Below are 25,236 nucleotides of genomic sequence, written 5' to 3'. Positions count from 1 at the left end.
GCCCGGCAGCCTCCCTGCCAGCGTCGATTTGTACGCATACCGGTATGCGGGTACTGCCACCACCACTGTGATCTGGCCTACAGGAACCGGCGGACCGCACCGGGAACCGGCTTAGCCTGAAAAACGTCGGAGCGCTTGCCGAATCATTTTCGTGGTCATTTACGGAGGACATCCATGGACGCCGAATTTTCCGGACGCGCGATTCTCGTCGGCGACCAGGCCGAGCAGTTGATCGCGAAACTCGGCATCGTGATCGGCGAATGCCGCCCCGGCCTGGTCGTCGGCACGATGCCGGTGTCCGGGAACCGCCAGCCGGTCGGGATCATGCACGGCGGCGCGAACGCCGCGTTCGCCGAGACGCTCGGCTCGTTCGCAGCCTGGCAGCACGCCGGCCCGGACGGCCAGGCGGTCGGGCTGGACCTGTCGTGCACGCACCACCGGTGGGTCGCCTCGGGCACGGTGCGAGGTGTGGCGAAGCCCTTGCACGAGGGAAGATCGAGTGCCACCTACGAGATCGTCATCACCGACGACGCCGGCCGCCGCACGTGCACGGCCCGCCTGACCTGCGCCATCAGCCGCCGGGCGCGGCCCGCGTCGCGCTGAGGGTGGTAGTCCCGGTACCGGTACCGGCGGTCCGGGGGAAGAACGTGGTCTGGCTCGCGCCGGGCGGTCGCTGGGACCCTCGGGGGCGAACCCGCGACGTCCGGAGGTCCGCCAGCCGTGGCCACGTCAAGCTCGCCCGCCCGTGTCACGCTGCTTCCCGGTGCGGGCATGCCGAAGCTGATGGTCACGCTGTTCTCGGTGGCCGCCGGGCTCGCGGTGGCCAACATCTACTACGTCCAGCCGCTGATCACCGCCATCGCCGACGAGTTCCACCGCGGCAGCGGCGAGACCTCGCTGATCGTCACCGTGACGACCTTCGGCTACGCCGCCGGGCTCGTGTTCGTGGTGCCGCTGGCCGACATCGTGGACCGCCGGAAGCTGATCGTCACGCTGCTGTCGATCGTCGCGGTGATCCAGGCGGTGTCGGCCGCGGCGCCGTCGATCACCGTGCTGACCGTGGTTTCCGGCCTGGTCGCGGCCAGTGCGGTGGTCGCGCCGATCATGGTCGCGTTCGCCGCGACGCTCGCCGCGCCCGCCGAACGCGGCGGGGTCACCGGGCGGGTGATGAGCGGCGTGCTGGTCGGCGTCCTGCTGGCCCGCACCGGCGGTGGCTTGGTCGCGCAGTGGGCAGGCAGCTGGCGCGCGGTCTACGTCGCCGCCGCCGTGCTGATGGTCGTGCTCGCGCTGCTGCTGCACCGGAAGCTGCCGACGGTCCCGGTCGGCGCCCGGCTCGGCTACGGGGGGCTGCTGCGCTCGGTCGTGGCCATCGTGCGCGAAGAACCGGTGCTGCGCCTGCGCTGCCTCTACGGCTTCCTGAGCTTCGCCGGGTTCAGCGCGTTCTGGGCGACGACGGCGTTCCTGCTGGCCGGCCCGCCCTACCACTACGGCGAGGCCGTGATCGGGTTGTTCGGCTTGCTCGGGGCGGTCGGCGCGTACGCCGCGCGCGTCGCGGGCAGGTTCGTCGACCGCGGCTGGGAGCGGTGGTCGACCGGGGCGCTGCTGCTGGCCGTGCTGCTCGCCTGGGGCCTGATGGCGATCGACGGCGGCGGTGCCCTGCTCCCGCTGATGGCCGGGGTCGTCGTGCTGGACCTGGGCGTGCAGGGGGTGCAGGTCGCGAACCTGAGCACCATCTACGCCCTGCGCCCGGAAGCGCGCAGCCGGATCACGATGGCCTACACCGGCACCTATTTCCTCGGTGGCGCGGTGGGTTCCGCGGTTTCCGGTGCGGCTTACGCGGCGGGCGGCTGGCTCGCGGTGTGCGCGGCGGGCGCCGTATTCGCCGTGCTCGCGCTGGCGATCTGGGCCGTGCAGACTTTGTGTCGCGCGCGTTAACTCCTTTAACGGCACGCGACGCCGGGGTCGCCCTTTCGTGCGCCCGATATTCGACAAGAAGATCATCTACCGGTTGTCGGCTGAGGACTATTCTGAATTATCCGATCGCCTGAATGGGGTCGATCAATTGACGCGCTACTTCCGGTGTGCGCACGGCTACGGGTTGCGCTTTTCCTTGACTTGTGTATTGACCGACTTAGTATGGAAGCATGGGTAAAACTGGGGGCTATAGCAGAAATCGAGTGGAACTGGGGCATTTTCTTCGAACCAAAAGATCGAGTCTCGCGCCGGCGGATATCGGCCTGTCCGTTTCGTCCGGTAAGCGGCGGACGCCCGGCCTGCGCCGGGAGGAGGTCGCGGTGGTGGCCGGGATCGGGACGTCCTGGTACGCCTGGCTCGAGCAGGGTCGCGACATCAACGTCTCGGAAAACGTCGCCCGGGCGATCGGCCGGGCGCTGCGGCTGGACCACTCCGAGTTCCGGTACCTGTACCAGCTGCTGGGGATCAGCTTGGGGCAGGACGCCGGGCTCGGCGTGGAACCGCTGGGCCTGGACGCCGGTCAGGTGGTCGACGAATGGCTGCCGAACCCGGCGCTGGTGGTCGACGAACTGTGGAACCTGATCGACTTCAACGCCTCGGCGCGGATCGTGTTCGGGATCGGGCCGGGTGACCGCAACCTGCTCGAGAGCTTCTTCACCAACGAGAAGGTGCGGTCGCGTTATTCGAACCCCGAGCGCGTCGAACGCGAAGCGGTCGCGCAGTTCCGCGCGGCCGCGGCGGGCCGGTACAACGACCCAGGCTTCGGCAGGCTGATCGCGTCGCTCTGTTCGCGTAGTGAGCGGTTCGCGGCGCTGTGGCGCAGTCACGAAGTGCTGGGCTCGTGGAAGAAGCGGAAGGAGATCGACCACCCGGACGCGGGCCGGCTGAGCTTCGACGTGCACGCGTGGCGCGTCGACGGCGCGGACGACATCCGGTTGTTCCTGCACCTGCCCTGCCCGGCGTCGGACACTCGGGTGAAGCTGGAAACCCTGCTGCGCAAGCACGAACCGGTCGTGCGGGAGGCGCAGCCCGCGGCCAGCTGAGTGACTGAGGGGTCTCCGCCGGGAGGCCCCTCAGTCGCCGTTGAACGCCCGCAGGGTCCGCATCGCCTCGGCGAGCCCGGCCGCGTCGTCGCCCAGGGGGGTCAGGACGATCCGGCGCAGGATGTCCGCGGCGGCCGCGCGGGCCTTGTTCGCCACCTCCAGGCCGTGGTCGGTCAGCGACGCGAACGTCACGCGGCGGTCGTCGGGGCTCGGGACGCGGCAGATCAGGTCGGCCGCAACCAGCCTGTCCGCGACCTTCGTGAAGCCGCCGCTGGACAGTGCGGCCTCGGTCGCCAGCCGGGTCATCGGCATCCGGTGGTCGGGCGAGCGGACCAGCCGCACCAGGATGTCGAACGACGCGGGCGCGAGGCCGAAGCGCTCGGCGATCTCGCCCATCAGCTTGTCCTGCGTGGCCAGGTACCCCTCGATGACCAGGCCCCACCAGGTGACGATCTCGTCGTCGTCGGTGCTGTGTTGATGGGCGCTCGGCGGTAAAGAGTGCCTCGCGCTCTGATCGGGTGTCACGGTCGCAGCCTACCGGAGAGTCTGTCCGGAATATATCTTGCGCGCGAGAGGTTGTGGGGTTACCTTGGCCTGAGGAGGCAATCCCATGTCGATCAAGACGTCCGGCCTGCACCACGTCACCGCCATCGGCGGCGACCCGCAGCGCAACGCCGACTTCTACCTCCGGACCCTCGGACTCCGGCTGGTGAAGACCACCGTGAACTTCGACGATCCGGGCACCTACCACCTCTACTACGGCGACAGCTCCGGCAAGCCGGGCTCGCTGATGACGTTCTTCCCGTGGCCCGACGCGCCCAGCGGCCGCCTCGGCACCGGCCAGGCGACGACCACGTCGTTCTCCGTACCGGAGGCCTCCATCGGCTGGTGGAAGCAGCACCTGGACGCCCAGAAGATCGAGACCGGCCAGGTGCGCAACGCCGACGACGAGGACACGCTGACCTTCCGCGACCCGGACGGCCTGCAGCTCGCGCTCGTCGCGCACCCGCAGGGCGACCCGCGTGACCCGTGGGACACCGAACTGGTGCCGGCCGAGCACGCGATCCGCGGCCTGCACTCGGTGACGCTGTCGGTGAACCAGGAGGACGCGACCGCGGCGATGCTGACCGACGGTCTCGGTCTCGGCTTCGCCACCCAGGAGAGCAACCGCCTGCGTTTCGCCGCCGGCGACGGCGGGCCGGGTGCGCTGGTCGACGTCCTCGTGACGCCGGACGCGCCGCGCGGGCTGGTCGCCGCCGGCACCGTGCACCACGTGGCCTGGCGCGCGCCCGACGAGGAGACCCAGAAGACCTGGCGCGCGGAGCTCGTGGACAAGGGTGTCAACGTGACGTCCATTTTGGACCGGCAGTACTTCCGCTCGATCTACTTCCGCGAGCCGGGCGGCACCCTGCTGGAGGTCGCGACCGACGAGCCCGGGTTCGCCATCGACGAGCCGCTGCTGGAGCTGGGTCGCGCGCTCAAGCTGCCGCCGTGGCTGGAGCCGCGCCGCGACGAGATCCAGCACATGCTCCCGAAGCTGAACCTCCCCGCCGAGAACAACCCGGAGCTGTGATGACGCTGACGCACAAGTACGTCGAAGGCGCGCCGGACGCACCGGTGCTGCTCCTGCTGCACGGCACCGGCGGCGGCCCGGACGACCTGCTCGGCCTGGCGCGCGAGCTGTCCCCGGGCGCCGCGACCCTGGCCCCGGCCGGGCCGGTGTCGGAGCACGGCGCCGCGCGCTGGTTCCGGCGGCTCGAGGAAGGCGTCTTCGACCACGAGGACGTCGTCAAGCGGGCGCACGAGCTGGCGGACTTCGTCGTCGAGGCGCGGGAGAAGTACGGCTTCGGCGGCCGGCGGCTGGTCGCCGTGGGCTTCTCGAACGGCGCCAACATCGCGGCCGCCGTCGCGCTGCTGCGGCCCGAGGTCGTGCGCGAAGCCGCGTTGTTCGCGGCGATGTCGCCGGTGCCGGACCCGCCGTCGCACGACCTGAGCGCGTCGCGGATCTTCCTGGCCAACGGCGAGCACGACCCGATGGCGCCGCTGGCGTCGACCGAGGAGCTGATCCGGCTGCTGCGTGAGCGGGGTGCCGACGTCGTCACGGATCGTCACCCAGGCGGGCATCAGGTCACTGTGGACGGTGTCCACGCGGCCGCGAAGTGGCTTGCGGTGTAGCGATTGTACGGAGCGTATACGGCGTCACCCTAGGATCGGGTGATGACTAACGAGGCACTACAGCGTGCTACCACACTGCTGGACGGGGTCATCCTCGCCGACGGGCACAACGACCTGCCGTGGGAGCTGCGGCAGCACGGTGGCGCGAACCCGGTCGATGCGGTCAACTCGCTCGACCTGACCGTCCGGCAGCCCGAGCTGCACACCGACTTCCCGAAGCTCGCCGAGGGCAAGCTCGGCATGCAGTTCTGGTCGGTGTACGTGCCGTGTCAGTTCGAGGGCGACAGCGCGGTCACCGCCGTGCTGGAGCAGATCGAGATCGTCCACCAGCTGGCCGAGCGCTACCCGGACCGGCTCCGGCTGGTGGACACGGCGGACGAGGCCGAGGCCGCGTTCGCCGACGGCCGGATCGCGTCGCTGCTCGGCGCCGAGGGCGGGCACAGCATCGCCGAGTCGCTCGGCGTGCTGCGGGCCCTGCGCCGCCTCGGCGTCCGGTACATGACGCTGACGCACAACTTCAACACCACCTGGGCCGACTCGGGCACCGACGAGCCGGTGCACGGCGGGCTCACCGGGTTCGGCCGCGACGTCGTGCGCGAGATGAACAAGATCGGCATGATGGTCGACCTCTCGCACGTCGCGCCGTCGACCATGCGCGCGGCGATCGAGGTCAGCTCGGTGCCGGTGATCTTCAGCCACTCGTCGTGCCTCGCGGTCAACGACCACCCCCGCAACATCCCCGACGACGTCCTCGCGCAGCTGCCCGGCAACGGCGGCGTCGCGATGGTCACCTTCGTGCCCGCGTTCATCTCGCCGAAGGTCGCCGCCTGGGACGAGCAGCTCAAGGCCGCGATGGCCAAGGCCGGCCAGGACTACCGGGACCTGGGGCAGCGCGGCGAGTTCGTCAAGGCCTGGGACGCACCGGAGAAGCCGAAGGCGACGGTCGAGGACGTCGTCGCGCACGTCGAGCACGCGCGCGAGGTCGCCGGGGTCGACCACATCGGCCTCGGCGGCGACTACGACGGCGTCGGCACGCTGCCGGAGGGACTGGAGGACACGTCCAAGTACCCGGTGTTGTTCGCCGCACTGCTCGACCGTGGGTGGAGTGACGAGGACTGCGCCAAACTGGCCGGGAAGAACACGCTCCGCGTGCTCCGGGACGTCGACGCGTACACCCGTTAGAGGGTTTGACGCGGCGCTCCCCGCGTGCTGGGCGGACACTGGACGCATGACGCACGCGCGCGGGGACGCCACCGGCCCCACCAGCCACGACCTGCCCGGGACCGAGGTTCCGGAGGGTGCGCTGGAGCCCGCCGAACAGCGCGCGGGCGACGTGCGCCCGGGCCCCGAGGAAGTGACGCCGGTGCGCCCGGCGCCGACGCGCGTCGGCACGTCGCCGTCCGCGGGCCGGGGCAAGGCCCGGCCGACGCGGATCAGCGGCACCTGGGTCGCGGTGATCGCCGGCCTGCTGGTGCTGACCATCCTGCTGGTGTTCATCCTGCAGAACCTCGACCCGGCGACGGTCCACTTCTTCGGCGCCGAAGGCAGCCTCCCGCTGGCCATCGCGATGCTGTTCTCGGCCCTGGGCGGCGCGGCGCTGGTCGCGCTGATCGGCGGCGCCCGGATCCTGCAGCTGCGGAAACAGGCCCGGAGCCCGCGCCGCCGCTAGACGATGATCGACGTCATCCCGAGTACGACCGCGCAAACGTTTTCGTCGCCCGAAGTCTTCACGCGGCCGAGGTCGGGCGCGTTGCGGGTGCAGAGCCGCCAGAACGTGTCCAGGTCCGTCGCCACGGCGGCCAGCGGGGTGCGCGACGGCGGCGCGCCGCGGTCCAGGACCCAGCCGTCACGCTCGCGGCGGGCGTGCCACCTGCCGCCGCCCTTGCCGGTGACGGTGTAGCCGACCTGCTTGCCGACGCGGGCGTCGACGTCGCGCAGGGTGTGCGGCAGCGCGCGGACGAACGTGTCGGCGATCGGCTCGGCGTACTCGGCCTCGAGCGGCGTGTGCTCGAGGGCTTCGCGGAGCTGGACGTGGTGGACCCAGAACTCCGAATAGTCGCGGGCCGCGTCCAGCCAGCGCGGCGCCGGCCCGTCGCCCGCCCAGCTGACCGGCTCACCCAGGACGTCGAGGTCGAGCTTCGCCCAGTACTCGGTGGTCTGGCCCATGAACTCGTACATCATCGTGAGCAGGACGTCCGTCGAGAGGCGGCGGCACGCGACGACCCACTCCTCGTTGAGCCGGTCGATGAACCGCGGGAACGCCTCGCCGGGACGCGGGCCGTCCGACTGGTGGTCGTCACGGCCACGCGAGAGCCGGCTGACCTTGTCTCCCAGCAGGTGGGCGGCAATGTCCTTGACCGACCAGCCGGCGCACATCGTCGGCCGCGTCCAGTCTTCCTCCGTCAACGCACTGAGCAGCGTCATCAGCGACTGCTCCTCCTTCGAGAAGTACGGGAGGACGTCGATCGGCGGACCCCATGGATTCATGCCGCACATCATGCCGGTCGTCACACGACCATTCGGCCTACCCGCAGGTAGCATCACCGCGTAAGCAGAGGGGAGTGCGCTCGTGAACGCAGAGCGACCGAACGGCCGGGGCACCGGCGACGAGGTGGCCGACCTGGCCCGCCGCGCCGGCCAGCTGGCCGGCTGGGCCGCACGCACCGGGTTCGCGTTCACGCGCCGGCTGCCCGGCGTCGAGACCGCCGAACGCGGGGTGCGGCAGGTGGAGCGGCAGCTGCTGTCCGAGCTGCGCCGACGTCTCGACGAGGTGGACGACCCGTACCACGCGGCGCTGACCGCGGCGTCCGCGATGAACCGCCCGGCGGTGCCCGGCAGGGTCGAAGCCACGGTCACCATCGTGCCCGCGCGCGACAACCACGCCGAGCCGCTGCGCGCCGCGATGGCCGAGCTGCTCAACCACTCCATCGGCTTCGGCCGCGACCGCGCCCGCGAGTACTTCTACGCGATCATCCTGCGCCAGCTGACGCCCGACGAGGCCCGCATCCTGTCGGCGCTGTCCGACGGCTCGCCGTTCCCGGCCATCGACGTCGCGGAGCGCACCGGCCTCGGCGGCGCGGGCCGGCTCGTGCTGCGCAACGCCTCGACCGTCGGCAAGGCGGCCGGGGTGTCGCTGCCCGACCAGGTGCCCGGCTACGTCACCCGGCTGATCGGGCTCGGCCTGGTCGACCTCGACGAGGAGGTCCCGGCGCTGGAGACGCAGTACGAGATCCTGATGACGGACGAGACCGTGCGCGACGCGGAGAAGCACGTCAAGCGGGCGAAGTTCGTCAAACGCACGATCCACGTCTCGCGCCTCGGCGCGGAGTTCTGGCAGGCCTGCGACCCGAGCCTCGGTTAGCGGGATGGGGTCGTTCCTCGCCGGCATCGTCGCCGACTTCGCCCAGCACTGGCCCCTCTACGTCTCGATCCCGATCGTCGCGGCCCTGATCGGCTACGGCACCAAGCTCGTCGCCATCCGGATGATGTTCCAGCCGGTGGAGTTCATCGGCGTCAAGCCGTTCTTCGGCTGGCAGGGCATCGTCCCGAAGCGCGCCGCGCGGATGGCGAGCATCGCCTGCGACACGATGACCGAGCAGCTGATCAAGCCGGCCGAGGTCGTCGCGCGGCTGGACGCTTCTCGTATTGCCCAGGAGATCGAGAAACCGCTGCTCGCGGGCGTCGAGGACATCGTGCGCGAGGTCGCCGGGCACTACCAGCCGGGGCTCTGGGAGTCGCTCCCGGTGCGGGTGCAGCGGCTGGTGATCGAGCGCGTCCAGCACGAGTCGCCGCGGATGGTCGCCGCCGTGCTCGACCTGATCAAGTCCGATGTGGATAGTGTGTTCGACCTCAAGGGCATGGTGGTCACCAGCCTCGTCAAGGACAAGCGGCTGCTGAACCGGATCTTCCAGGAGGCCGGCGCCCAGGAGTTCAAGTTCATCGCGAGGTCGGGCCTGGTCTTCGGCGGCGCGATCGGCGTCATCCAGATGATCGCCTGGATCCTGTTCAAGTTCCCGCTGATCATGCCGGTGTTCGGCCTGTTCACGGGCTGGTTCACCGACTGGCTCGCGCTGCGGATGATCTTCTACCCGATCGAGCCGCGGCGGTATTTCGGAGTGGAGTGGCAGGGCCTGTTCCTGAAGCGGCGCAAGGAGGTCGCGGAGGCGTACGGCGAGCTGATCGCGAAGGAGATCATCACCCCGCACAACGTCATCGAGGCGATCCTGCACGGCCCGCTGTCCGACCGCGTCCTCGCGCTGATCCAGCGCCAGCTCGACGAGGAACTGGGCAGCGTCGCGCGGCCGCTGGTGGTGTTCGCCGTGGGCAGCCGCAAGTACCAGGACATGAAGCTCTCGATCGCGTCGCAGATCATGAACCGCCTGCCGGAAACCATGCGCTACATCGAGGACTACGCAACGGACGCGATGGACATCCGCAACGTCCTGGTGTCGAAGATGAAGGAACTGTCCCCGCACGAGTTCGAGCGCCTCCTGCGCCCAGCCTTCGAACAGGACGAATGGATCCTCATCGCCACGGGCGCGGTCCTGGGCTTCGCGGTCGGTGAGGCCCAGGTCCTGCTGCTGGAGCACTTGGCGGCTTAGGCGTCGTACGCGCGCCTCGCCGCGCCCACCTTCTCCCGGTGCTTCGCCGCCCACGCCGAAAGGGCGTGCAGCGGTTCGTCCAGCTCCGCCGCGTGTGCGGTCATCGTGTACTCCACCCGCGGTGGGACCTCCGGGTAGACCTTGCGCGTCACCAAGCCGTTGCGCTCCAGGCCGCGCAGCGTCAGGGACAGCATCCGCCGGGAGACGCCGTCGAGGGCGCGCTCCAGTTCGCTGAACCGCCGGGGGCCGCCGCCGAGCTGGACGAGGACCCGGATCGCCCACTTGTCGCCCACCAGGTCCAGCACCTCGCGCAGGGAGCACATGTCGGCCGGAGGAGTTTCGGTGTTGTCCATCGCCCTGACCTCGTTCGTAACAGTCGTGTGCCGTCGTACCAGAAAAGTGCCGTCTTCCAGCGGAAACGCCGCCGGTCCACGATCGATTCCGAGACAGGCGAAAGGAATCGGGAATGACGAAGACAGTGCGGTTCGCCGCCGAAGGCGGACCGGAAGTGCTGGAGCTGGTGGACGTCGACCTCGGTGCGCCGGGCCCCGGCGAACTGCGGCTGCGGGTCGAGGCGATCGGGCTCAACCGGGCCGAGGCGATGTTCCGCTCCGGCACGTACTTCGAGCGCCCGGACGAGTTTCCGGCCAAGCTCGGCTACTCGGCGTCCGGGATCGTCGAGGCCCTCGGTGACGGCGTCACGGAGTTCGCCGTCGGGGACGCGGTCAGCACGGTCGCGGGCTTCTCGATGCGGAACTACGGCGTCTACGGCGAAGCGGCGATCGTGCCCGCCTCGGCGGCCCTCCGGCGTCCGGAAGGGCTCGACGCCACCGAAACCGTCGCGCTGTGGGGACCGTTCCTCACCGCGTACGGCGCGATCGTCGACGAAGGACACGTGCGCCCCGGCGACTTCGTGCTGATCACGGCGGCGTCGAGCAGCGTCGGGCTGGCGACGATCGACGTCGTCAACCACATCGGCGCGATCCCGCTGGCCGCGACGCGCACCGCGGCGAAGAGGCGGCGACTGCTGGACGCGGGCGCGGCGCACGTGATCGTCACCGACGACGAGGACGTCGTCAGCCGCACCCGCGAGGTCACCGGCGGCCACGGCGCGGACTTCGTCTTCGACGCGGTCGCCGGCCCGGGCGTGCGCGCGCTGTCCGACGCGACGGCGCCCGGCGGCACGCTGGTCGTCTACGGCGCACTCGACGTCCCCGAGACGCCGTTCCCGCTGTGGACCCCGCCGACCATGCGGATGTTCAACGCGTTCGAACTGACCATGAACCGGGAACGCCTCGACCGGGCGGGCCACTTCATCCGGGCCGGCGTCCGCGCGGGCACGTTCCGGCCCCGCGTGGACCGGACGTTCGACCTCACCGACGTCGCCGAGTCGCACCGCTACCTCGAGGCGAACGGCCAGTTCGGCAAGGTGGTGGTCACGGTGGGCGGCTGACAGGCCGATCGAGGTCCACCCGAACGGCCGTACACCTGGACGTATCCCCGCGCTCACCTCACGCCTCTACTCTGCGTCGGACTACTAGGGGCAGGGGAGCCCATGGCTGAGACAGCGGAACCGTGGCAGCAGGAGATCCGCCTGGCCATGACCATGGTCGGCGGCTCCAGCCTCGCCATCTGGATGGGCGGCGTCGCCACCGAGACCTCCCAGCTGCTGCGGGAGTCGCGGGGCGAAGAGGCGGGGTTCTACCGCGGGCTGCTGGACCTCCTGCGCGCCAAGGTGTCGATCGACGTCCTGACCGGCACCAGCGCCGGCGGGATCAACGCGGCCTGCCTCGGGCTGGCGGAGGCGTTCGGTTCGACGCCGCAGGTGCTGCGCGACACGTGGATCGAGACCGGGTCCCTGGAGAACCTGATCCGCGACCCGCTGGAGCGGGAGCCGCGGTCGATCCTCGACGGCGACCGCGTCCTGCTGGGTGACGTGAAAAGGGCGCTGCAGGCGATCGCCGGGTACGGCACCCCGCCCGCCGAACCCCCGGACATCACGGTGCTGCTCACCGGCACGATGGTCGACGGCGAGACGACCCGGTTCGACGACGCGCTGGGGAACCTGGTGCGCGACACCGAACACCGGATGCTCTTCCGCTTCGACGGTCCACTGTGGACGAACGGGGTGGCGGGGCCGCTGGCGCTCGCCGCGCGCTCCACCGCCTCGTTCCCCGGCGCGTTCGAGCTGTCCCGGATGCCGATCGGCACCGAGGTCGCCGACGAGCTGCACCCCGACATGACCGCCTACACCGACCTGACCCGGTCGCACTGGCTGACCGACGGCGGGGTGCTGCTCAACAAACCGCTGCGGCCGGCGCTGCGGGAGATCTTCGAGCGCCCGTCCCATTCGGACGTCCGGCGGCTGCTGCTCTACGTCGTGCCGACCGGCGAACGGGACACCGTCGCGCTCGACTGCGACCCGGCGAACCCGCCGCTGCTGTCGAACGCGATGAGCAGGGTCGTCTCGACGGTGATGAGCCAGTCGATCAGTACCGAGCTGGAGGAGCTGACCCGGCACAACGACGCCGTCGTCCGCGCCCGCGACACCCGCGTCTCGCTGGCCGCGCTCGGGCTGCGCGGCGGTCCGGCGGCACTGGTCGACCACCGGCTGGCGACGGCGTACCTGGACCGGCGGACGGCCGAGGACGCCGCCGAGCTGGTCCAGGTGGCGACCCGCCGCTACGCACTGTCCGATGTGGACACCGAGGACCGCGAGTGGGCGTCGGGGATGTCGCAGCAGCTGCGCAGCGTCGCCGTCGAGGGGCTCAAGACCGGCATCCCGCCCGGACCGCCGTCGGCCGCCGTGAGCGTGCCCGAGCTGGTCGCCTACCGCACGAGCGCGCTCGACGACGCCGTGGCGACCGGGCTGCAGCTGATCAACGCCGGGTTCCGGCTCGGGCCGGACCCGGTGGAGGCCAAGGAACTCAACGCCGCGCGGGCCGGGCTGCACGCGGCGCGGCGGACGTCGGCGCGGGGCGTGCGGCTGGCGCAGTGGATCGCCGCGCACGACGGGCCCGGCGCGAGCAGCACGCTCGAAGTGTGGATCCGCGAACTCGCGCAGGAGTGGGCCGGGCTCGGCCGCTCGGACGCGGTCGCGCAGGCCTGGCCGATGGTCGTCACGGCCTTGCGGGCCGCGGCGCCGACGTTGCGCGCGCTGGCGACCGCGAAGCCGGACGACGACGACACGGTCACCACGCTGCTGGACTGGCTGGACCTCGGCACCGGGGGCGACGACGTCGTCCAGGCGCGGCTGCTCGGCCTGCACGTCGCGACGCGCGGGCTGCTCGCGCAGGCGCCGTCGGTCGACCAGCGGGTCGAGCTCGTGCAGGTCAGCGCCGACTCCCGGACGCTGCTGGATCTCAAGCGGCGCCGGTCGGGCGACAAGCTGACCGGGATGCAGGCGGACTACTTCGGCGCGTTCTACAAGGCGTCGTGGCGGGCCAGCGACTGGATGTGGGGCCGTGTCGACGGCGCCGGCTGGCTGGTGCAGTGCCTGCTCGACCCGGCGCGGCTGGAGACCCTGCGCGACCTGATCGGGCCCGAGGCGTTCCGCGACGAGGTCGTCGCGGCCTTCACGCCGCTCTGGCGCGAGCCGCAGCGCGCCGACAACGGCGAGGCGGCCGAGATCCAGCAGCTGAAGGACCAGCTGAGCGCCGAACTGGCGTTCCTCGGCCTGGACTCCGCGCTGAACCCGGTCGGCTTCGGGACCGCCCGCCCGATCAGCATGCCGGTGACGGCCATGGTGCTGGCGCGGCCGCGGCAGGCCGAGATCGCCGCGGAGGAGCTGCCGGTCGTCTCCCTCGCGGCGGACTACGACCGCAAGGACGAATCCGGTCTCGGTGCCGCGCTCGCCCAGCTCAAGAGCCGGGAGCGCCCGGCCGACGTGGGTGTCCAGCAGGAGTTCCAGGCCTGCCGGGTCTCGGCCGAGCGGCTCGCCGGGGAGCAGGGCACCGCGCGCCTGACCCGGACGGTGGTCGCGCTGGGCGCCGCCACGGTGAACGCCGGCACCGTCGCGTTCCGGCTGCCCGCGGGCTGGCCGCAGACGGTCGCGCGCATCCTGCGGACCGTCAGCCGCGTCGCGGCGAGGATCGCGGGGCACGCCTCGCGCGCGGGTGCGGCCGGCTCGATCGCCGCCGCGGTGCTCACCCTGCTGGCCGGGGTGGTGATCGGCGGCAACGGCAGCGTGGTGCTGTCGTGGATCGGCCTGCCGGTGCTCGCCGGCGCGGTCGTCTACCTGGCGACGGCGGTCCTCACGATGGGCCGCGCCCCGCGCCGGGCGTTCACGGTGCTGGGGGCGCTGGCCGTGGTGGCGCTCCTGCTCGCGGCGTTCCTGCCCCCGCTCGCGCGGCCGTTCTTCGGCTGGCTCGGCGACGTGGTGGCCGGCTGGCGCCGCGGCGAGGGCGCGGTGTGGTGGCTGGTCGTGTCCGGGCTGCTCGTCCTCCCGGCGGTGGTGATGCCGGTGAACGCCGTCTGGCGCGCACTGAAGGCCCACCGCCGGAGCTGAGCGCGGCACTTTCACGTGAAAGTGCCGTGAGGTCGGCCACCCGGATTCGGCCCGGCGCCTTGCGATCTTCGCGCCGGGGGTTCATGGTGCGGATAGGTCGCCGGCCACGGGTGCGCGACCAGGATGGCCGTCTGCCCCGGAACTTCCCTGATCAAACACGTTTGTGGGACTCCTCACCGGGTACTCCACGTCCTCCCAGGTCATCGCGGGGGTCGTGAGCTGCGTCGCTGGCGGCCGGAAAATTCTCTGTTACGTTTCCTGAGTATGTCCGTAACGCACTTGATCGAATCGCCGACCAAGGCGGACGGCGCGGAGCTGTGGCGAATCGCGCGTGATTCCGCCAAGCTCGATCTCAACTCGCCGTACGCATACATGCTGTGGTGCCGCGATTTCGCCGAGACATCGGTGGTCGCGCGCGAAGACGGCAAGGCGGTCGGATTCGTGACCGGCTACCGCCGGGCGGAGGAACCCGACGTGGGGTTCGTCTGGCAGGTCGCGGTCGACGCGTCGCAGCGAGGAAAGGGCCTGGCCGGCACGCTGCTGGATGCGCTGTACACGCGACTCGTCGCCGACGGGGTGCGCTACCTCGAGACCACCATCACCCCGGACAACGAAGCGTCCATCCGGCTGTTCACGTCGTTCGCGAAGCGCTGGAACGCCACGGTGGAAACCAGTGTGCTGTTCGGCGGGGACGAATTCCCCGAAGCCGGGCACCTGGCCGAAGAGCTTTACCGCATCGGTCCGCTGTCGGTACGCAAAGATCCGGGCGAGTAGGAGAAAAGAAACGTCATGAGCATCTTCGAAGAGCTCGAGTCGGAAGTACGCAGTTACAGCCGCGGCTGGCCGGTCGTGTTCGACCGCGCGCAGGGCAGCTGGCTGTACGACGAAAGCGGCAAGGGCTACCTCGACTTCTTCGCCGGCGCGGGGGCGCTCAACTACGGGCACAACAACCCGGCGCTCAAGCAGGCCCTGGTGGACTACATCCAGCGTGACGGCGTCATCCACGCGCTGGACATGTACACCGTGGCCAAGCGCGACTTCCTGCAGACCTTCCGCGACAAGATCCTCGACCCGCGGAACATGAACTACAAGGTCGTGTTCCCGGGCCCGGGTGGCGCGAACGCCGTCGAGGCCGCGCTGAAGCTCGCGCGGAAGGTGACCGGCAAGGAGTCGGTCATCAACTTCACCAACGCCTTCCACGGCATGACGCTCGGCGCGCTGTCGGTCACCGGCAACTCGATGAAGCGCGGCGCCGCGGGCATCCCGCTGGTGCACGCCACGCCGATGCCGTACGACGCCTACTTCGACGGCGCCATGCCGGACTTCCTCTACTTCGAGAAGCTCCTCGAGGACTCCGGCAGCGGGCTCAACGAGCCGGCCGCGGTGATCGTCGAAGGCGTCCAGGGCGAGGGCGGCATCAACGCCGCGCGCCTGGAGTGGCTGAAGGGTCTCGACGACCTCTGCAAGCGCCACAACATCCTGCTGATCCTCGACGACGTCCAGATGGGCTGCGGCCGCACCGGCCCGTTCTTCAGCTTCGAGGACGCCGGGATCTCGCCGGACATCGTCTGCCTGTCGAAGTCGATCGGCGGCTACGGCCTGCCGATGGCGCTGACGCTGATCAAGCCGAAGCTCGACGTCTGGGAGCCGGGTGAGCACAACGGCACCTTCCGCGGCATCAGCCCGGCGTTCGTCACCGCCACCGAGGCGATCAACGTCTACTGGAGCGACGACGAGCTCGAGAAGTCGACCAAGGCCAAGGGCGAGCGCATCGCCAGCGCGTTCTCCGGGCTGGTCGAGGCCTACCCCGAGGCGAACCTGGTCGCGAAGGGCCGCGGCCTGGCGCGCGGCCTCGGGTTCGAAAACGGCGACCTGGCCGGGCGCGTGTGCGCCGAGGCCTTCGCCCGCGGCCTGCTCATGGAGACGTCCGGTCCGGACGGCGAGGTCATGAAGCTGCTGCCGCCCCTGACCCTGACCGACGACGAGCTGACGCAGGGTCTGTCCATCATCGACGAGTCCGTCAAGGCCGTCCTGAGCAAGTAAGGGAGAACGACGTGCTCGTTCGCACGCTCGACGAGGTGACCGACACCGACGCCGACATCAAGACCGAGAACTGGCGCAGCAAGCGCATCATCCTGGCGAAGGAGGGTGTCGGCTTCTCGGTGCACGAGACCACGCTCTACGCCGGGACCGTCAACGACTTCTGGTACGCGAACCACATCGAGGCCGTGTTCATCACCTCGGGCGAGGGTGAGGTCGAGGACCTCGCCACCGGCAAGGTGTACGAGCTCAAGCCCGGCACGCTGTACCTGCTCAACGACCACGACAAGCACCAGGTCCGGCCGCGGACCGAGATCAAGTGCGTGTGCGTGTTCAACCCCCCGGTGACCGGCCGCGAGGTCCACGACGAAAACGGTGTCTATCCGCTCATCACCGAGGAATCGTAAAAGCCGGAAGACAAGCAGGAGGCGAAGCTCGTGACGTTGACGGACACCCGGGTCGGCGATGGTTACCCGACCCGGATCACCGGTAAGCCGGAACACCTTCCGCGGGTGCACCCCACCGTGTGGGGCACGGAGGCCGACGGTCCGATCGACGCCGCGACCCTCGCGAACCACGAGACCAACGGGTACACCGTGGTCGGCGACATGCTGTCGGTCGGGGAGGTCCAGGCGTACTGGCAGGAGCTGGTGCGGCTGTCCTCGGACCGCGAGCTGGCCGCGGACGAGCGCGTGATCACCGAAGAGCGGACCGGCGAGGTCCGGTCGATCTTCGACGTCCACGTGCTCTCGGACCTGATTTCGGAGCTGGTGCACGATCCGCGCGTGCTGGACCGGGCGCGTCAGCTGCTCGGCTCCGACGTCTACGTCCACCAGAGCCGGGTGAACTACATGCCCGGGTTCAAGGGCACCGGGTTCTACTGGCACTCGGACTTCGAAACCTGGCACGCGGAGGACGGCATGCCGTCCCCGCGCGCGGTCAGCTGCTCCATCGCGCTGACGGACAACTACCCGTTCAACGGCGGCCTGATGATCATGCCGGGCTCGCACCGGACGTTCGTCCAGTGCGCCGGCGAGACGCCGGAGGGCAACTACAAGAGCTCCCTCAAGGACCAGCGGGTGGGCGTGCCGAGCGAGGACGACATCACGAAGATGGCGGCCGAGCACGGCATCGACCAGTTCACCGGGCAGGCCGGGTCGGCCCTGTGGTTCGACTCGAACATCATGCACGGCTCGGGGAACAACATCACCCCGTACCCGCGCTCGAACATCTTCCTGGTGTTCAACAGCGTGGAGAACGCCCTGAACGAGCCGTACGCCGCGAGCGCGCCGCGCCCGTCCTTCATCGCCGGGCGCGACACGACACCGATCTCGCGCTGATCGGCGAGGCCGCAACCCGCCGGTGACTGATCCGGTGCGCTTTGTTACCGTGTCGCCACCGCGCGGGCGTGTGGCCCACGCGATAGACGTCTTCGCGGACGACCGGCGGGTGCTTCGCTCGGGGTGAGCCCACCCCGCCCGGTCGCTCTCGGCGACGGCGGGCGGACCGCGCCCCCTGGCGGCCCGGCCGGAGTTTCACGCACGACCCCGCACCAGCGGATCGGGACCGATGGTGCGGGGTCGTGTCATGTCCGCGGGAAGTCGCACGGGTGGCGCGCCCCCGCTGCGGAATCCGCAGAGCGGCGAACTTCCTGGTGAAAGGCCTGCGACGTTCACGACCGGGTGGTATTCGTCAGCTGGCGATCACGGTAGGTTCACCGTGAACCCCGGGGAGGTGGGCGCGAGCATGGCCGAAATCCGCTTCCAGCTGCTCGGGCCCGTCCAGCTCTTCGCCGACGACGTCCCCGTCCCCATCGGCGGTCCCGGTGTCCGCGGCCTGGTCGCGCTCCTCGCCCTGCAGCCCGGCAAGGTCGTCGCGCTCGACGACATCATCGACGCGCTGTGGGGCCACGACCCGCCCGCGACCGCCCGGACCATCGTCCACGGCAACGTGTCCCACCTGCGCCGGGTGCTGCGCGAACTCCGGGGTGACGCGACCATCCTGACCACACCACCGGGGTACCGGCTGGTGGTCGAGCCCGGCCGGATCGACGTCCACCGGGCGCGGGCGCTGCTGGAGCGCGCGTCCGTGGCCGGCCCCGAGACCGCGGCCGCGCTGCTGGGCGAGGCGCTCGCGCTGTGGCAGGGGCCGGTGCTGGGCGGGGTGCCCGAGTCCGTCCGGGCGCCCGAGCTGGCGGAGCTGCGCCGGGCCGTGCACGGCGCCCGCGTCGACGCGGACCTGAACCTCGGGCGGCACGCCGAGCTGATCGTCGAGCTCAGCCCGATCGCCGATCCCCTGGAGGAGCGCACCGCGGGCCAGCTGATGCGGGCGCTGTACCACGCCGGGCGCCGCGGGGACGCGCTCGAGCTGTACCGGACCGTCTCCCGCGCCACCGTCGCCACCCTGGGTGTCGAACCCGGTGCCGAGCTCCGCTGGCTCCACGAACGGATCCTCCACGACGACCTCGCCGCGCCGGTCGAAGAGCACGCGAAGGCGATCTCCCAGCTGCCCGCCGCGGTGCCGAGCCTCGCCGGGCGCACCGACGAGCTGGCCTGGCTCGACGCGCTGGTCACCCGCGCCGAAGCCGGTGAGACCACGATCGCCGTGGTCACCGGCACCGCCGGGGTCGGCAAGAGCACACTGGTCGTCTGGTGGGCCCACCGCGTGGCGTCCCGGTTCCCGGACGGCGTCCTGTTCGCCTCGCTGCGCGGCTTCGACCCGCACCACCCGCCGCTGGAGCCGGCCGAGCTGCTCACGCAGTTCCTGCTCGGCCTGGGCGTCGAAACCGCGAAGATCCCGGAGCTGCTGCACGAACGTGTCGCGCTGTACCGGTCGCTGATCGCCGGGCGCCGGATGCTCGTGCTGCTCGACGACGCCCGCACCGCCGAGCAGGTGCGCCCGCTGCTGCCGCCGAGCGCGCGCACGATGACGGTGGTGACCAGCCGGTCGCGCCTCGACGGGCTCGCCGTGTCGAACGTGGCCAAGCAGCGCGTGCTCGGCACGCTCGCCCCCGACGACGCCGTCCGGCTGATCGAGGAGCTGGCCGGCCCGGCGGGCCACAACCACACGCTCGCGCGGCTGTGCGGCTACCTCCCGCTCGCGCTGCGGATCGCCGGTGCCCGGTTGTCGGCGAGCCCGCAGCGCACCGCGGAGGAGCTCGTCGACGAGCTCGGCAACGAGCGCACGCGGCTGGCCGGGCTGCAGGTCGACGGCGCCGACGACGGCGTGCGCGCGGCGTTCGACGTCTCCTTCCGCGGCCTGCCGGACGAGATCGCCGAGACGTTCCTGCAGCTGGGCGGGGTGCCCGGGGTGATGGTCGGGCCGCACCTGATGGCCGCCGTCGCGCAGATCCCGGTGGCCGAGGCCCGCCGTCGCCTGCGCGCGCTGGCCGCGCACAACCTCATCGAAGAGACCGCCCGCGACGCCTTCGTCCCGCACGACCTCGTCTGGCTCTACCTGCGCGAGCTGGCCGAGCAGGGGCTCGACGAGAAGGAACGCGAAGCGACCCTCGGCTGGACGATCCGCTACTACCAGGCGGTGGCCGACCGGGCGCGGCGCCGGCTCGCCCGGGTCGCCGACCGGCTCGACTTCTCCCGTGTGCTCACCGACGACGAGCTGCCGCCGCTGCCGGGCTTCGCCGAGGCACAGGCGTGGTTCGCGGCCGAGTGGCCGAACCTGCTGGCGGTGCTCGACGCCGCGTACGCCGCGGGCCGCCACGACGACGTCTGGCAGCTGGCCTTGCTCGGCCACACCTACCGCGTCGCGTGCCCGCTGCTCGACGAGTGGACGCGGATGGCCGACCTCGGCGTCGCCGCCGCGGAGGCCGCGGGCGACGTCGCCGGGCAGTGCTGGCTGCGGCTCACGCGCACCGAGATCGCGCTCACCTTCGAGCTGCCGGGGGCCGGTCTCGCCGACGCCGAGCGGGCGCGGGAGCTGGCCGCCGGACTGGAAGACCACCGGCTCGTCACGGCGGCCGACCTGCAGCTCGGCCGCGCGCTGAGCCGGCTCGGTGACCACGGGCGGGCCGTCGAGCGGCTGCGCGAAGCCGTCGCGGAGTCCGGGGGCGACCCCGTGCTGCTCGGGCAGGCGCTCAGCAGCTGCGCGGAGGCGGAGAAGCGGGCGGGCCGGTTCTCCGACGCGCTCGGCCACCAGCTCGCCGCCCTGCGGGTCGACCGCGAGCTGGGCGACGACGACCGGGTCGCCGGCTCGCTCGGCACCCTGGCCGAGCTGAGCCTCCTGGCCGGTGACCAGCTCGCGGCCGAGCGCTACGCCCGGGAGGCGATCGACCTCGCCGTCGGCCGCGAGTGCGTCGCGCGCGAAGGCGCGTTGCGGCTGACCCTCGGGCGCGTTTTGCGGGCGAAAGGCGACGTCGACGGCGCGCGGGAACAGCTCGCGATGTCCGTCCGCATTTACGAGCGGGTGCACCCGAAGCTCGTCGGGGAAGTGCGCGGCGAACTCGCCGAACTGCCGTGACGAATAACCGCTTCCGCCGCGTTTCGACAGGTCAGCGGCGGAGAGCCACATTCGTGGGGAAAGCCCCTTGTTGCGAATGGGTCACGGCCGGCGTCGAGCCGGACGATCCTTAGTGGATTCTTAGTGCCCGCCTCCGCCGTCCGCGTAGGTTCGGCGGTGCCGGCGTAGCCCTAGGGGAGGGGCAGGCTGTGACGCCGGCGCCAGGCCCCACGGGGGAAACCCCGGCCGGGGCGGAGCCGCCGGGAGCGGCTCGTGGCGGGCCGGCCGGCCGAGATGGGGGTAGGCCGGCCGGTCGCCAGGCTCAGCCCACGCTCGCCGTGCAGAGCGCGATCGTCGTCCCGCTGTTCTCCGCGACCTTCTTGCCGTCGACGGAAATGGAGCAGGCGATATCGTTGTAGGTTTGCGAATTGCGGGTGTCCGCGGTGAGCGTCAGCAAATAGGAACCGCTGTTGTAGGAAGCCTGGCCGTGCCAGGCGTCGGTGCTCGCGGGCGCGTTTTCCGTGCGCTGGTCGCTGAGGCTGCCGTAGCGCACGGTCGCGCCGCCGGCCGAAGTCACTTCGAAGGTCACGGTGTGCTTGTCCCCGCCCGCCGCGGGCATGTGCAGGCCGGAGGCGCCGCCGCCCAGGAACGTCGAGTAGAGCAGCATCCCGGCGGTCGTGAGCAGTGCCACGACCGAGACGGCGGTGGCGGTGATCGCCAGCCCGCGGTCGCCTGCGGTGCCCTTCTTGACCTGGACCAGCCCGACGACGCCCAGGACCAGCCCGATCCCGCCGAGGGGCCACGCGACGAACTCGATGTCCGGGACAAAAGCGACGATCAGGGCGGCCGTCCCGAGCAGCAGGCCGACGATCGCCGGGATGTTCCGCGCCGGTTTCGCGTTCGCTTGACGACGCTCCGTGGCCGTCACCGGCGGGGCCGGCCTGCTGCCGTGGCGCGCGGTGGTCGGCGGGTACTGCGGGTCGGTCATCATGCCTGCCCCTTCGGGTGCGAGTGCGACGACGTTAACCCATAAGAGTCCGCCAGAACGAAATTGTTACATTCTGGAAAAAGTCATTGTCCCACCGTTCCGCGCCAGGTATCGGTATTTCCTGACCACGCGCGCAGGGTGTGACCCGGTGATCAATGCGATGAATATCGGAGATCCCACTGTCCGATGCCGACTATCGCGACTTCACGGCCGGTATCGTAAATACCGTACGGTCATCCCGGCACCGCCGAGAGGCCTACGACGAGTGTCGGGTCGTGCACGGAACGCGAATACGGTATTTCGGACGTCTCAGTCGAAAAGGCTCACTTCGGGAGTGATCTCGAGGAGCTCGAACACCGGACGGCCGCGCCGGCCGTCGATCGTGGTGGTCCGCACGACCCGCAGCCGCGCCGTCACCGGGTGGTCGAGGTTCTCCTTGATCTCGTCCAGCAGGTCCTCGGCCACCGCGCCCTGGATGGTGCCGCCCGACTCGCGGTCGAGGTAGAAGATCCGGCGCCGGGTGCGCACACCGTCGAGCCGCCCGCGCACCGTCTCGTAGCCGACGGCCTCCCGCGACTCCCGGAGGCTGCCCTGCAGGATCCGCGCCTGCTCGGTGGTCATGCTGCGGGTGACCTGCTCGCCCGCGGTCGGCGTCAGCGCCATCCCGATGCCGGCGTTCTTCGCGACGGCGTTGACGATGTCGCTGACGGCGTTGCGGACGGTGTCGCGCTGCAGCAGCACGGCGTCGAGCGCGCCGTCGTCCGAGCCGTTGGCCGGCAGGAAGTCGCACAGCTCCTTCACGGCCCGCTCGGACAGCGTTTCGATGCCGTCCACGATCAGCGCGTCGTCGGCGACGTCGAGCTCGGGGAAGCCGAAGAAGATCGCGTTGCCCGCCTGGCCGCGCTGGATCAGCGGCGCCTTGTCCCGGTCGGCCTGCTGGACGATGGTGACCTCGCCCGACGGGTTCCGGATGATGTGCCCGATCTTCGCCGTCGCGTCCTGCAGGGCCCGGCTGATGTCGGAGAAGGTGTAGGCGTCGATGTGCTGCTCGCCGATCACCGAGACGTGCAGCAGCGGCGAGCGGGACGTGCGCTCGAACTTGGCGTTCGCCGCCATCGCCGACGCGCGCGCCAGGTCGTCCAGCCAGGTGCCGCCGGGGATCTCGTCGGCGATGCGCCGGAACTCGTTCCTCACCAGATCATCTCCGGGTAGCCCTTGCCGCCTTCGGCCCAGACCTCGGCCCAGGTGTCCTCGTCGCCGGGGCGGCAGAGGAAGCCGTCGAGCATGCCGCCGACCGGCTGGACCTGGTCGAGGTACATCGCGGGCTGCCCGACGATCACGCCGCGCAGGGTGAGCAAGCCGTAGAGCGCCGAGCGGCCTTCGTCGTCGAGCCGCTTCAGCGCGCCCCATTCGTCCGGGATGAGGACGACGTCGAGGCCGCGCGGCGGGTGCGCGGTGCGGGTGACGAGCTCACCGCCGATCCACGCGCGCCCGGACGGCATGATCCGGCGGGCGACGCCGAGGTAGCTGTTGAGGGCGCTGAACAGGATCTCGCGGTCGTTCTGGTGCGGGGCGTCGAAGACCAGGCGCTCGTAGACGTCGGCGAGGTCGCAGGCGTGGCGGCCCGGCGGCAGAACCTGCTGGGGCGTCCAATGGGGGAGCGCCACGCCACCCCTCCTCAGCCTCGCTCACAGTGCGTAGCCGAATTTACCAGGATGGGTGTCAGCCACCGCGCCCAGGCTGGTGCGGGGCCTGCGGCCACGCGTCGGGCAGGTCGTCCGCCCGGGGCCAGGCCGGTTCCTCCTCGGCGGGCCAGTCCTCGGACTCCGGCCCACGCTGCGGCGGCAGCGGGAGGTGCCCTTCGCGGTGGCCGGCGGGCTCGGGGGTGTCGTCGTCGTAGCGGGACTCCTCCGTCGGCTGGAAGGCCGTGGCGGGGATGAACTGGGTCTGCTCGGCCTCGTCGTAGTAGGGCTCAGGCTCGTATGCGGGTTCTGGTTCTTCGTGGGGGCGTTGCGCCGTCCGTGTCGTCTGCGTCGTCCGGAGGACCAGCCACGCGGAGAGCGCGCCGAGGGCGAAGGCGACGATCAGCCACAGCCAGATCTGCCCGAACAGCCACACCATGCTCACTCACTCCCTTCAGACGACGGTGATTTCGACGCGCCGGTCCTCGCCGCCGGTCGCGGGACGGGTGTCGCCCAGCCCGCGCGAGGTCACGCGGCCGGCCGTCAGCCCGTTGGACGTGAGGATCCGCGCAACGGCCCTGGCGCGGTCCCGGGAGAGCTTCAGCGCGGCGCCCTCGCCACCGGGCCCACGCGCGACGTGCCCGGTGACGCGGTACCGGAAGGCGGCGGGCGACTTGGCGAGCGCGATCCCGACGTCCCGCGCGGCCTGTTCGCCTTCCGGGGTGAGCCGAGCGGTGTCCGGCACGAAGGTGATGGGCGCCTCGGCAAGCATCCGATCGATCTCGGCCTGAACGCCGGCCTTGTCGGTGGGCGGCGGCGCGGCCGTGGTGGTGGTCGGCGGCGGCGGGCTCGAGGTGGTCGGTGTCGTTGTCGGGCTGGGACTGGGGCTCGGACTGGGGGCCACGGGGATGACGTCACCGGAGACCTGCGCGGCCCGCACACCATCGACGTTCTGAACGACTTCGAGGGCGCGCAGTGCCTTGTCGGGCGGGAAACCGCTGAGGGTGGCATCCCGCCCGTCGAAACTGATTTGGCCCGACGGCAGCCCCGCGGCGGCGAGCGCGGCTTGGGCGTCGGCGGTGAGGTTCCGCTGGATGCTCCCGGACTGCGCCCAGGTCACGACCCCCGCCAGCAGTGCCGTGACCAGCACCGCGATCGGAATCAGCCGGATCCAGCCACGCCCACCGGACATGAAGCGACTGTAAGCCGGGTCACGCAGGTTGGCGACCCGGGAGAGGCATCGGTCCACAAGTTGTCCCCAGCCGAGTCGACTTGTGGACAACTGACGGCGCGGTGATCGGTTGACCACTTTCCGTCGGATCCACCCGCTACGCTGGAGACGGGCGGCCCCCCTTGGGAGTGGCGGGGTATGTCTGTTGGGTCACCAGGGGCCGGTGTTCGCAGTTTCTGCTGGTCTCCGAAGCCGAGCCGGGCACCAGGCCAGGTATTCGCAGGTGGGGTGGGTCTTCGGCGGCCGGTGTTCGCGGTTCGGGTGAGTTTCGTGGCTCTCGAGCCCAGGATCGGGTGTCCGGCAGGGCGCAGGGTCGAGCTGCTGCTCGGGGTTCCTGGCGGGCCCTCGGTAGTCAGGTGGCTCGGCAGCCTTGAAGTTTTGCTCGGCGGCTTTGACGTGCGGCTCGGTGGACTTGACGCGTGCGAGGCGGCGTGCGGCGCGGTGGTCCGAGTCGAGCCCACACCAAGAAGGCCGCAAGCGACGAAAGCCGCGAGCGAAGAAGCGCACAGTCGAGGAGCGGCGAGCGAAGAAGCTCGCAGCCAA

The 25,236-nt window shown here is 70.8% G+C and carries 24 protein-coding genes; 16 read left to right on the top strand and 8 right to left on the bottom strand.

Annotated features, from left to right (window positions below; translation table 11 throughout):
• Positions 1–174: 174 nt before the first annotated feature.
• From VA596_RS06070 to VA596_RS06060, 3 genes are all read left to right on the top strand, one after another.
• On the top strand, positions 175–603 hold the full coding sequence (locus VA596_RS06070) for a hotdog fold thioesterase (RefSeq protein WP_323324323.1): 429 nt from the start codon (positions 175–177) through the stop codon (positions 601–603).
• A 168-nt stretch (positions 604–771) separates the two neighbouring features.
• Entirely contained in the window at positions 772–1,935 is a 1,164-nt protein-coding gene (locus VA596_RS06065; RefSeq protein ID WP_323324322.1) for an MFS transporter, read from the top strand.
• 209 nt (positions 1,936–2,144) lie between these two features.
• Positions 2,145–3,017: a helix-turn-helix transcriptional regulator gene (locus tag VA596_RS06060; protein ID WP_323324321.1), complete on the top strand. Its 873-nt coding sequence runs from the start codon at positions 2,145–2,147 to the stop codon at positions 3,015–3,017.
• Positions 3,018–3,047: 30 nt separating this feature from the next.
• Here VA596_RS06060 and VA596_RS06055 read toward each other — a convergent pair whose 3' ends face one another.
• Positions 3,048–3,470 (bottom strand): MarR family winged helix-turn-helix transcriptional regulator, encoded by a 423-nt coding sequence (locus VA596_RS06055; protein ID WP_458364006.1) that lies wholly within the window; start codon positions 3,468–3,470, stop codon positions 3,048–3,050.
• A gap of 157 nt (positions 3,471–3,627) precedes the next feature.
• Here VA596_RS06055 and VA596_RS06050 point away from each other — a divergent pair, with 157 nt between their 5' ends.
• Genes VA596_RS06050 through VA596_RS06035 form a run of 4 tightly spaced genes read left to right on the top strand, consistent with a single transcriptional unit; the run spans position 3,628 to position 6,861 of the window.
• Complete coding sequence (locus tag VA596_RS06050; RefSeq protein WP_323324319.1) at positions 3,628–4,590, top strand: ring-cleaving dioxygenase; 963 nt, start codon at positions 3,628–3,630, stop codon at positions 4,588–4,590.
• Complete coding sequence (locus VA596_RS06045) at positions 4,590–5,192, top strand: alpha/beta hydrolase (RefSeq protein WP_323324318.1); 603 nt, start codon at positions 4,590–4,592, stop codon at positions 5,190–5,192. Before VA596_RS06050 ends, VA596_RS06045 begins: the two co-directional genes overlap by 1 nt.
• 42 nt (positions 5,193–5,234) lie before the next feature.
• Positions 5,235–6,374, top strand: a complete 1,140-nt coding sequence (locus VA596_RS06040; protein ID WP_323324317.1) for a dipeptidase — start codon at positions 5,235–5,237, stop codon at positions 6,372–6,374.
• A 46-nt stretch (positions 6,375–6,420) separates the two neighbouring features.
• Positions 6,421–6,861, top strand: coding sequence for a LapA family protein (locus VA596_RS06035; protein ID WP_323324316.1), 441 nt, complete (start codon positions 6,421–6,423; stop codon positions 6,859–6,861).
• Here the strand turns inward: VA596_RS06035 and VA596_RS06030 are convergent.
• Positions 6,858–7,679 carry a maleylpyruvate isomerase family mycothiol-dependent enzyme gene (locus VA596_RS06030; protein WP_323324315.1) on the bottom strand — a complete coding sequence of 274 codons (822 nt, stop codon included), beginning with the start codon at positions 7,677–7,679 and terminating at the stop codon, positions 6,858–6,860. The genes VA596_RS06035 and VA596_RS06030 overlap by 4 nt on opposite strands.
• A gap of 82 nt (positions 7,680–7,761) precedes the next feature.
• Here VA596_RS06030 and VA596_RS06025 point away from each other — a divergent pair, with 82 nt between their 5' ends.
• Together VA596_RS06025 and VA596_RS06020 are read left to right on the top strand one after the other, a co-directional pair.
• Positions 7,762–8,553, top strand: a complete 792-nt coding sequence (locus VA596_RS06025; protein ID WP_323324314.1) for an Abi-alpha family protein — start codon at positions 7,762–7,764, stop codon at positions 8,551–8,553.
• A 4-nt stretch (positions 8,554–8,557) separates the two neighbouring features.
• Positions 8,558–9,793, top strand: a complete 1,236-nt coding sequence (locus tag VA596_RS06020) for a DUF445 domain-containing protein (RefSeq protein WP_323324313.1) — start codon at positions 8,558–8,560, stop codon at positions 9,791–9,793.
• Here VA596_RS06020 and VA596_RS06015 read toward each other — a convergent pair.
• Positions 9,790–10,146 (bottom strand): winged helix-turn-helix transcriptional regulator, encoded by a 357-nt coding sequence (locus VA596_RS06015; protein ID WP_323324312.1) that lies wholly within the window; start codon positions 10,144–10,146, stop codon positions 9,790–9,792. The two genes, VA596_RS06020 and VA596_RS06015, sit on opposite strands and share 4 nt — an antisense overlap.
• A 113-nt stretch (positions 10,147–10,259) precedes the next feature.
• Between VA596_RS06015 and VA596_RS06010 the strand changes: the two genes are divergently transcribed.
• The 7 genes from VA596_RS06010 (at position 10,260) to VA596_RS05980 (ending at position 20,813) form a co-directional block, all read left to right on the top strand.
• Positions 10,260–11,246, top strand: coding sequence for a zinc-dependent alcohol dehydrogenase family protein (locus tag VA596_RS06010; protein WP_323324311.1), 987 nt, complete (start codon positions 10,260–10,262; stop codon positions 11,244–11,246).
• Between the two features lie 102 nt (positions 11,247–11,348).
• Entirely contained in the window at positions 11,349–14,300 is a 2,952-nt protein-coding gene (locus VA596_RS06005; RefSeq protein ID WP_323324310.1) for a patatin-like protein, read from the top strand.
• 123 nt (positions 14,301–14,423) lie between these two features.
• On the top strand, positions 14,424–15,074 hold the full coding sequence (gene ectA / locus VA596_RS06000) for a diaminobutyrate acetyltransferase (protein WP_323324309.1): 651 nt from the start codon (positions 14,424–14,426) through the stop codon (positions 15,072–15,074).
• Positions 15,075–15,089: 15 nt separating this feature from the next.
• Positions 15,090–16,343 carry a diaminobutyrate--2-oxoglutarate transaminase gene (gene ectB, locus VA596_RS05995; RefSeq protein ID WP_323324308.1) on the top strand — a complete coding sequence of 418 codons (1,254 nt, stop codon included), beginning with the start codon at positions 15,090–15,092 and terminating at the stop codon, positions 16,341–16,343.
• 11 nt (positions 16,344–16,354) lie between these two features.
• Positions 16,355–16,747 carry an ectoine synthase gene (locus VA596_RS05990; RefSeq protein WP_323324307.1) on the top strand — a complete coding sequence of 131 codons (393 nt, stop codon included), beginning with the start codon at positions 16,355–16,357 and terminating at the stop codon, positions 16,745–16,747.
• A gap of 30 nt (positions 16,748–16,777) precedes the next feature.
• Positions 16,778–17,680 (top strand): ectoine hydroxylase, encoded by a 903-nt coding sequence (gene thpD, locus VA596_RS05985; protein ID WP_323324306.1) that lies wholly within the window; start codon positions 16,778–16,780, stop codon positions 17,678–17,680.
• Positions 17,681–18,086: 406 nt separating this feature from the next.
• Positions 18,087–20,813 (top strand): AfsR/SARP family transcriptional regulator, encoded by a 2,727-nt coding sequence (locus VA596_RS05980; RefSeq protein ID WP_323324305.1) that lies wholly within the window; start codon positions 18,087–18,089, stop codon positions 20,811–20,813.
• Between the two features lie 301 nt (positions 20,814–21,114).
• Here the strand turns inward: VA596_RS05980 and VA596_RS05975 are convergent, their stop codons facing one another.
• From VA596_RS05975 to VA596_RS05955, 5 genes are all read right to left on the bottom strand, one after another.
• The gene (locus tag VA596_RS05975) at positions 21,115–21,783 is read right to left on the bottom strand and encodes a DUF4190 domain-containing protein (RefSeq protein WP_323324304.1); all 669 of its coding nucleotides are present in this window, start codon (positions 21,781–21,783) and stop codon (positions 21,115–21,117) included.
• 306 nt (positions 21,784–22,089) lie between these two features.
• Positions 22,090–22,974, bottom strand: a complete 885-nt coding sequence (locus VA596_RS05970; RefSeq protein WP_247058625.1) for a hypothetical protein — start codon at positions 22,972–22,974, stop codon at positions 22,090–22,092.
• Entirely contained in the window at positions 22,971–23,447 is a 477-nt protein-coding gene (locus tag VA596_RS05965) for a DUF6932 family protein (protein ID WP_323324303.1), read from the bottom strand. Before VA596_RS05965 ends, VA596_RS05970 begins: the two co-directional genes overlap by 4 nt.
• A 55-nt stretch (positions 23,448–23,502) precedes the next feature.
• A complete protein-coding gene (locus VA596_RS05960; protein ID WP_323324302.1) occupies positions 23,503–23,901 on the bottom strand; it encodes a hypothetical protein in 399 nt (132 codons plus the stop codon).
• Positions 23,902–23,916: 15 nt separating this feature from the next.
• On the bottom strand, positions 23,917–24,654 hold the full coding sequence (locus tag VA596_RS05955; protein ID WP_323324301.1) for an OmpA family protein: 738 nt from the start codon (positions 24,652–24,654) through the stop codon (positions 23,917–23,919).
• Between the last annotated feature and the right edge of the window lie 582 nt (positions 24,655–25,236).

The organism is Amycolatopsis heterodermiae, from assembly GCF_034929455.1.
In the GTDB taxonomy this organism is placed as follows: domain Bacteria; phylum Actinomycetota; class Actinomycetes; order Mycobacteriales; family Pseudonocardiaceae; genus Amycolatopsis; species Amycolatopsis heterodermiae.
Note: the sequence above shows the minus strand (reverse complement) of the source record. Positions and strands in the feature narration are given on the sequence as shown.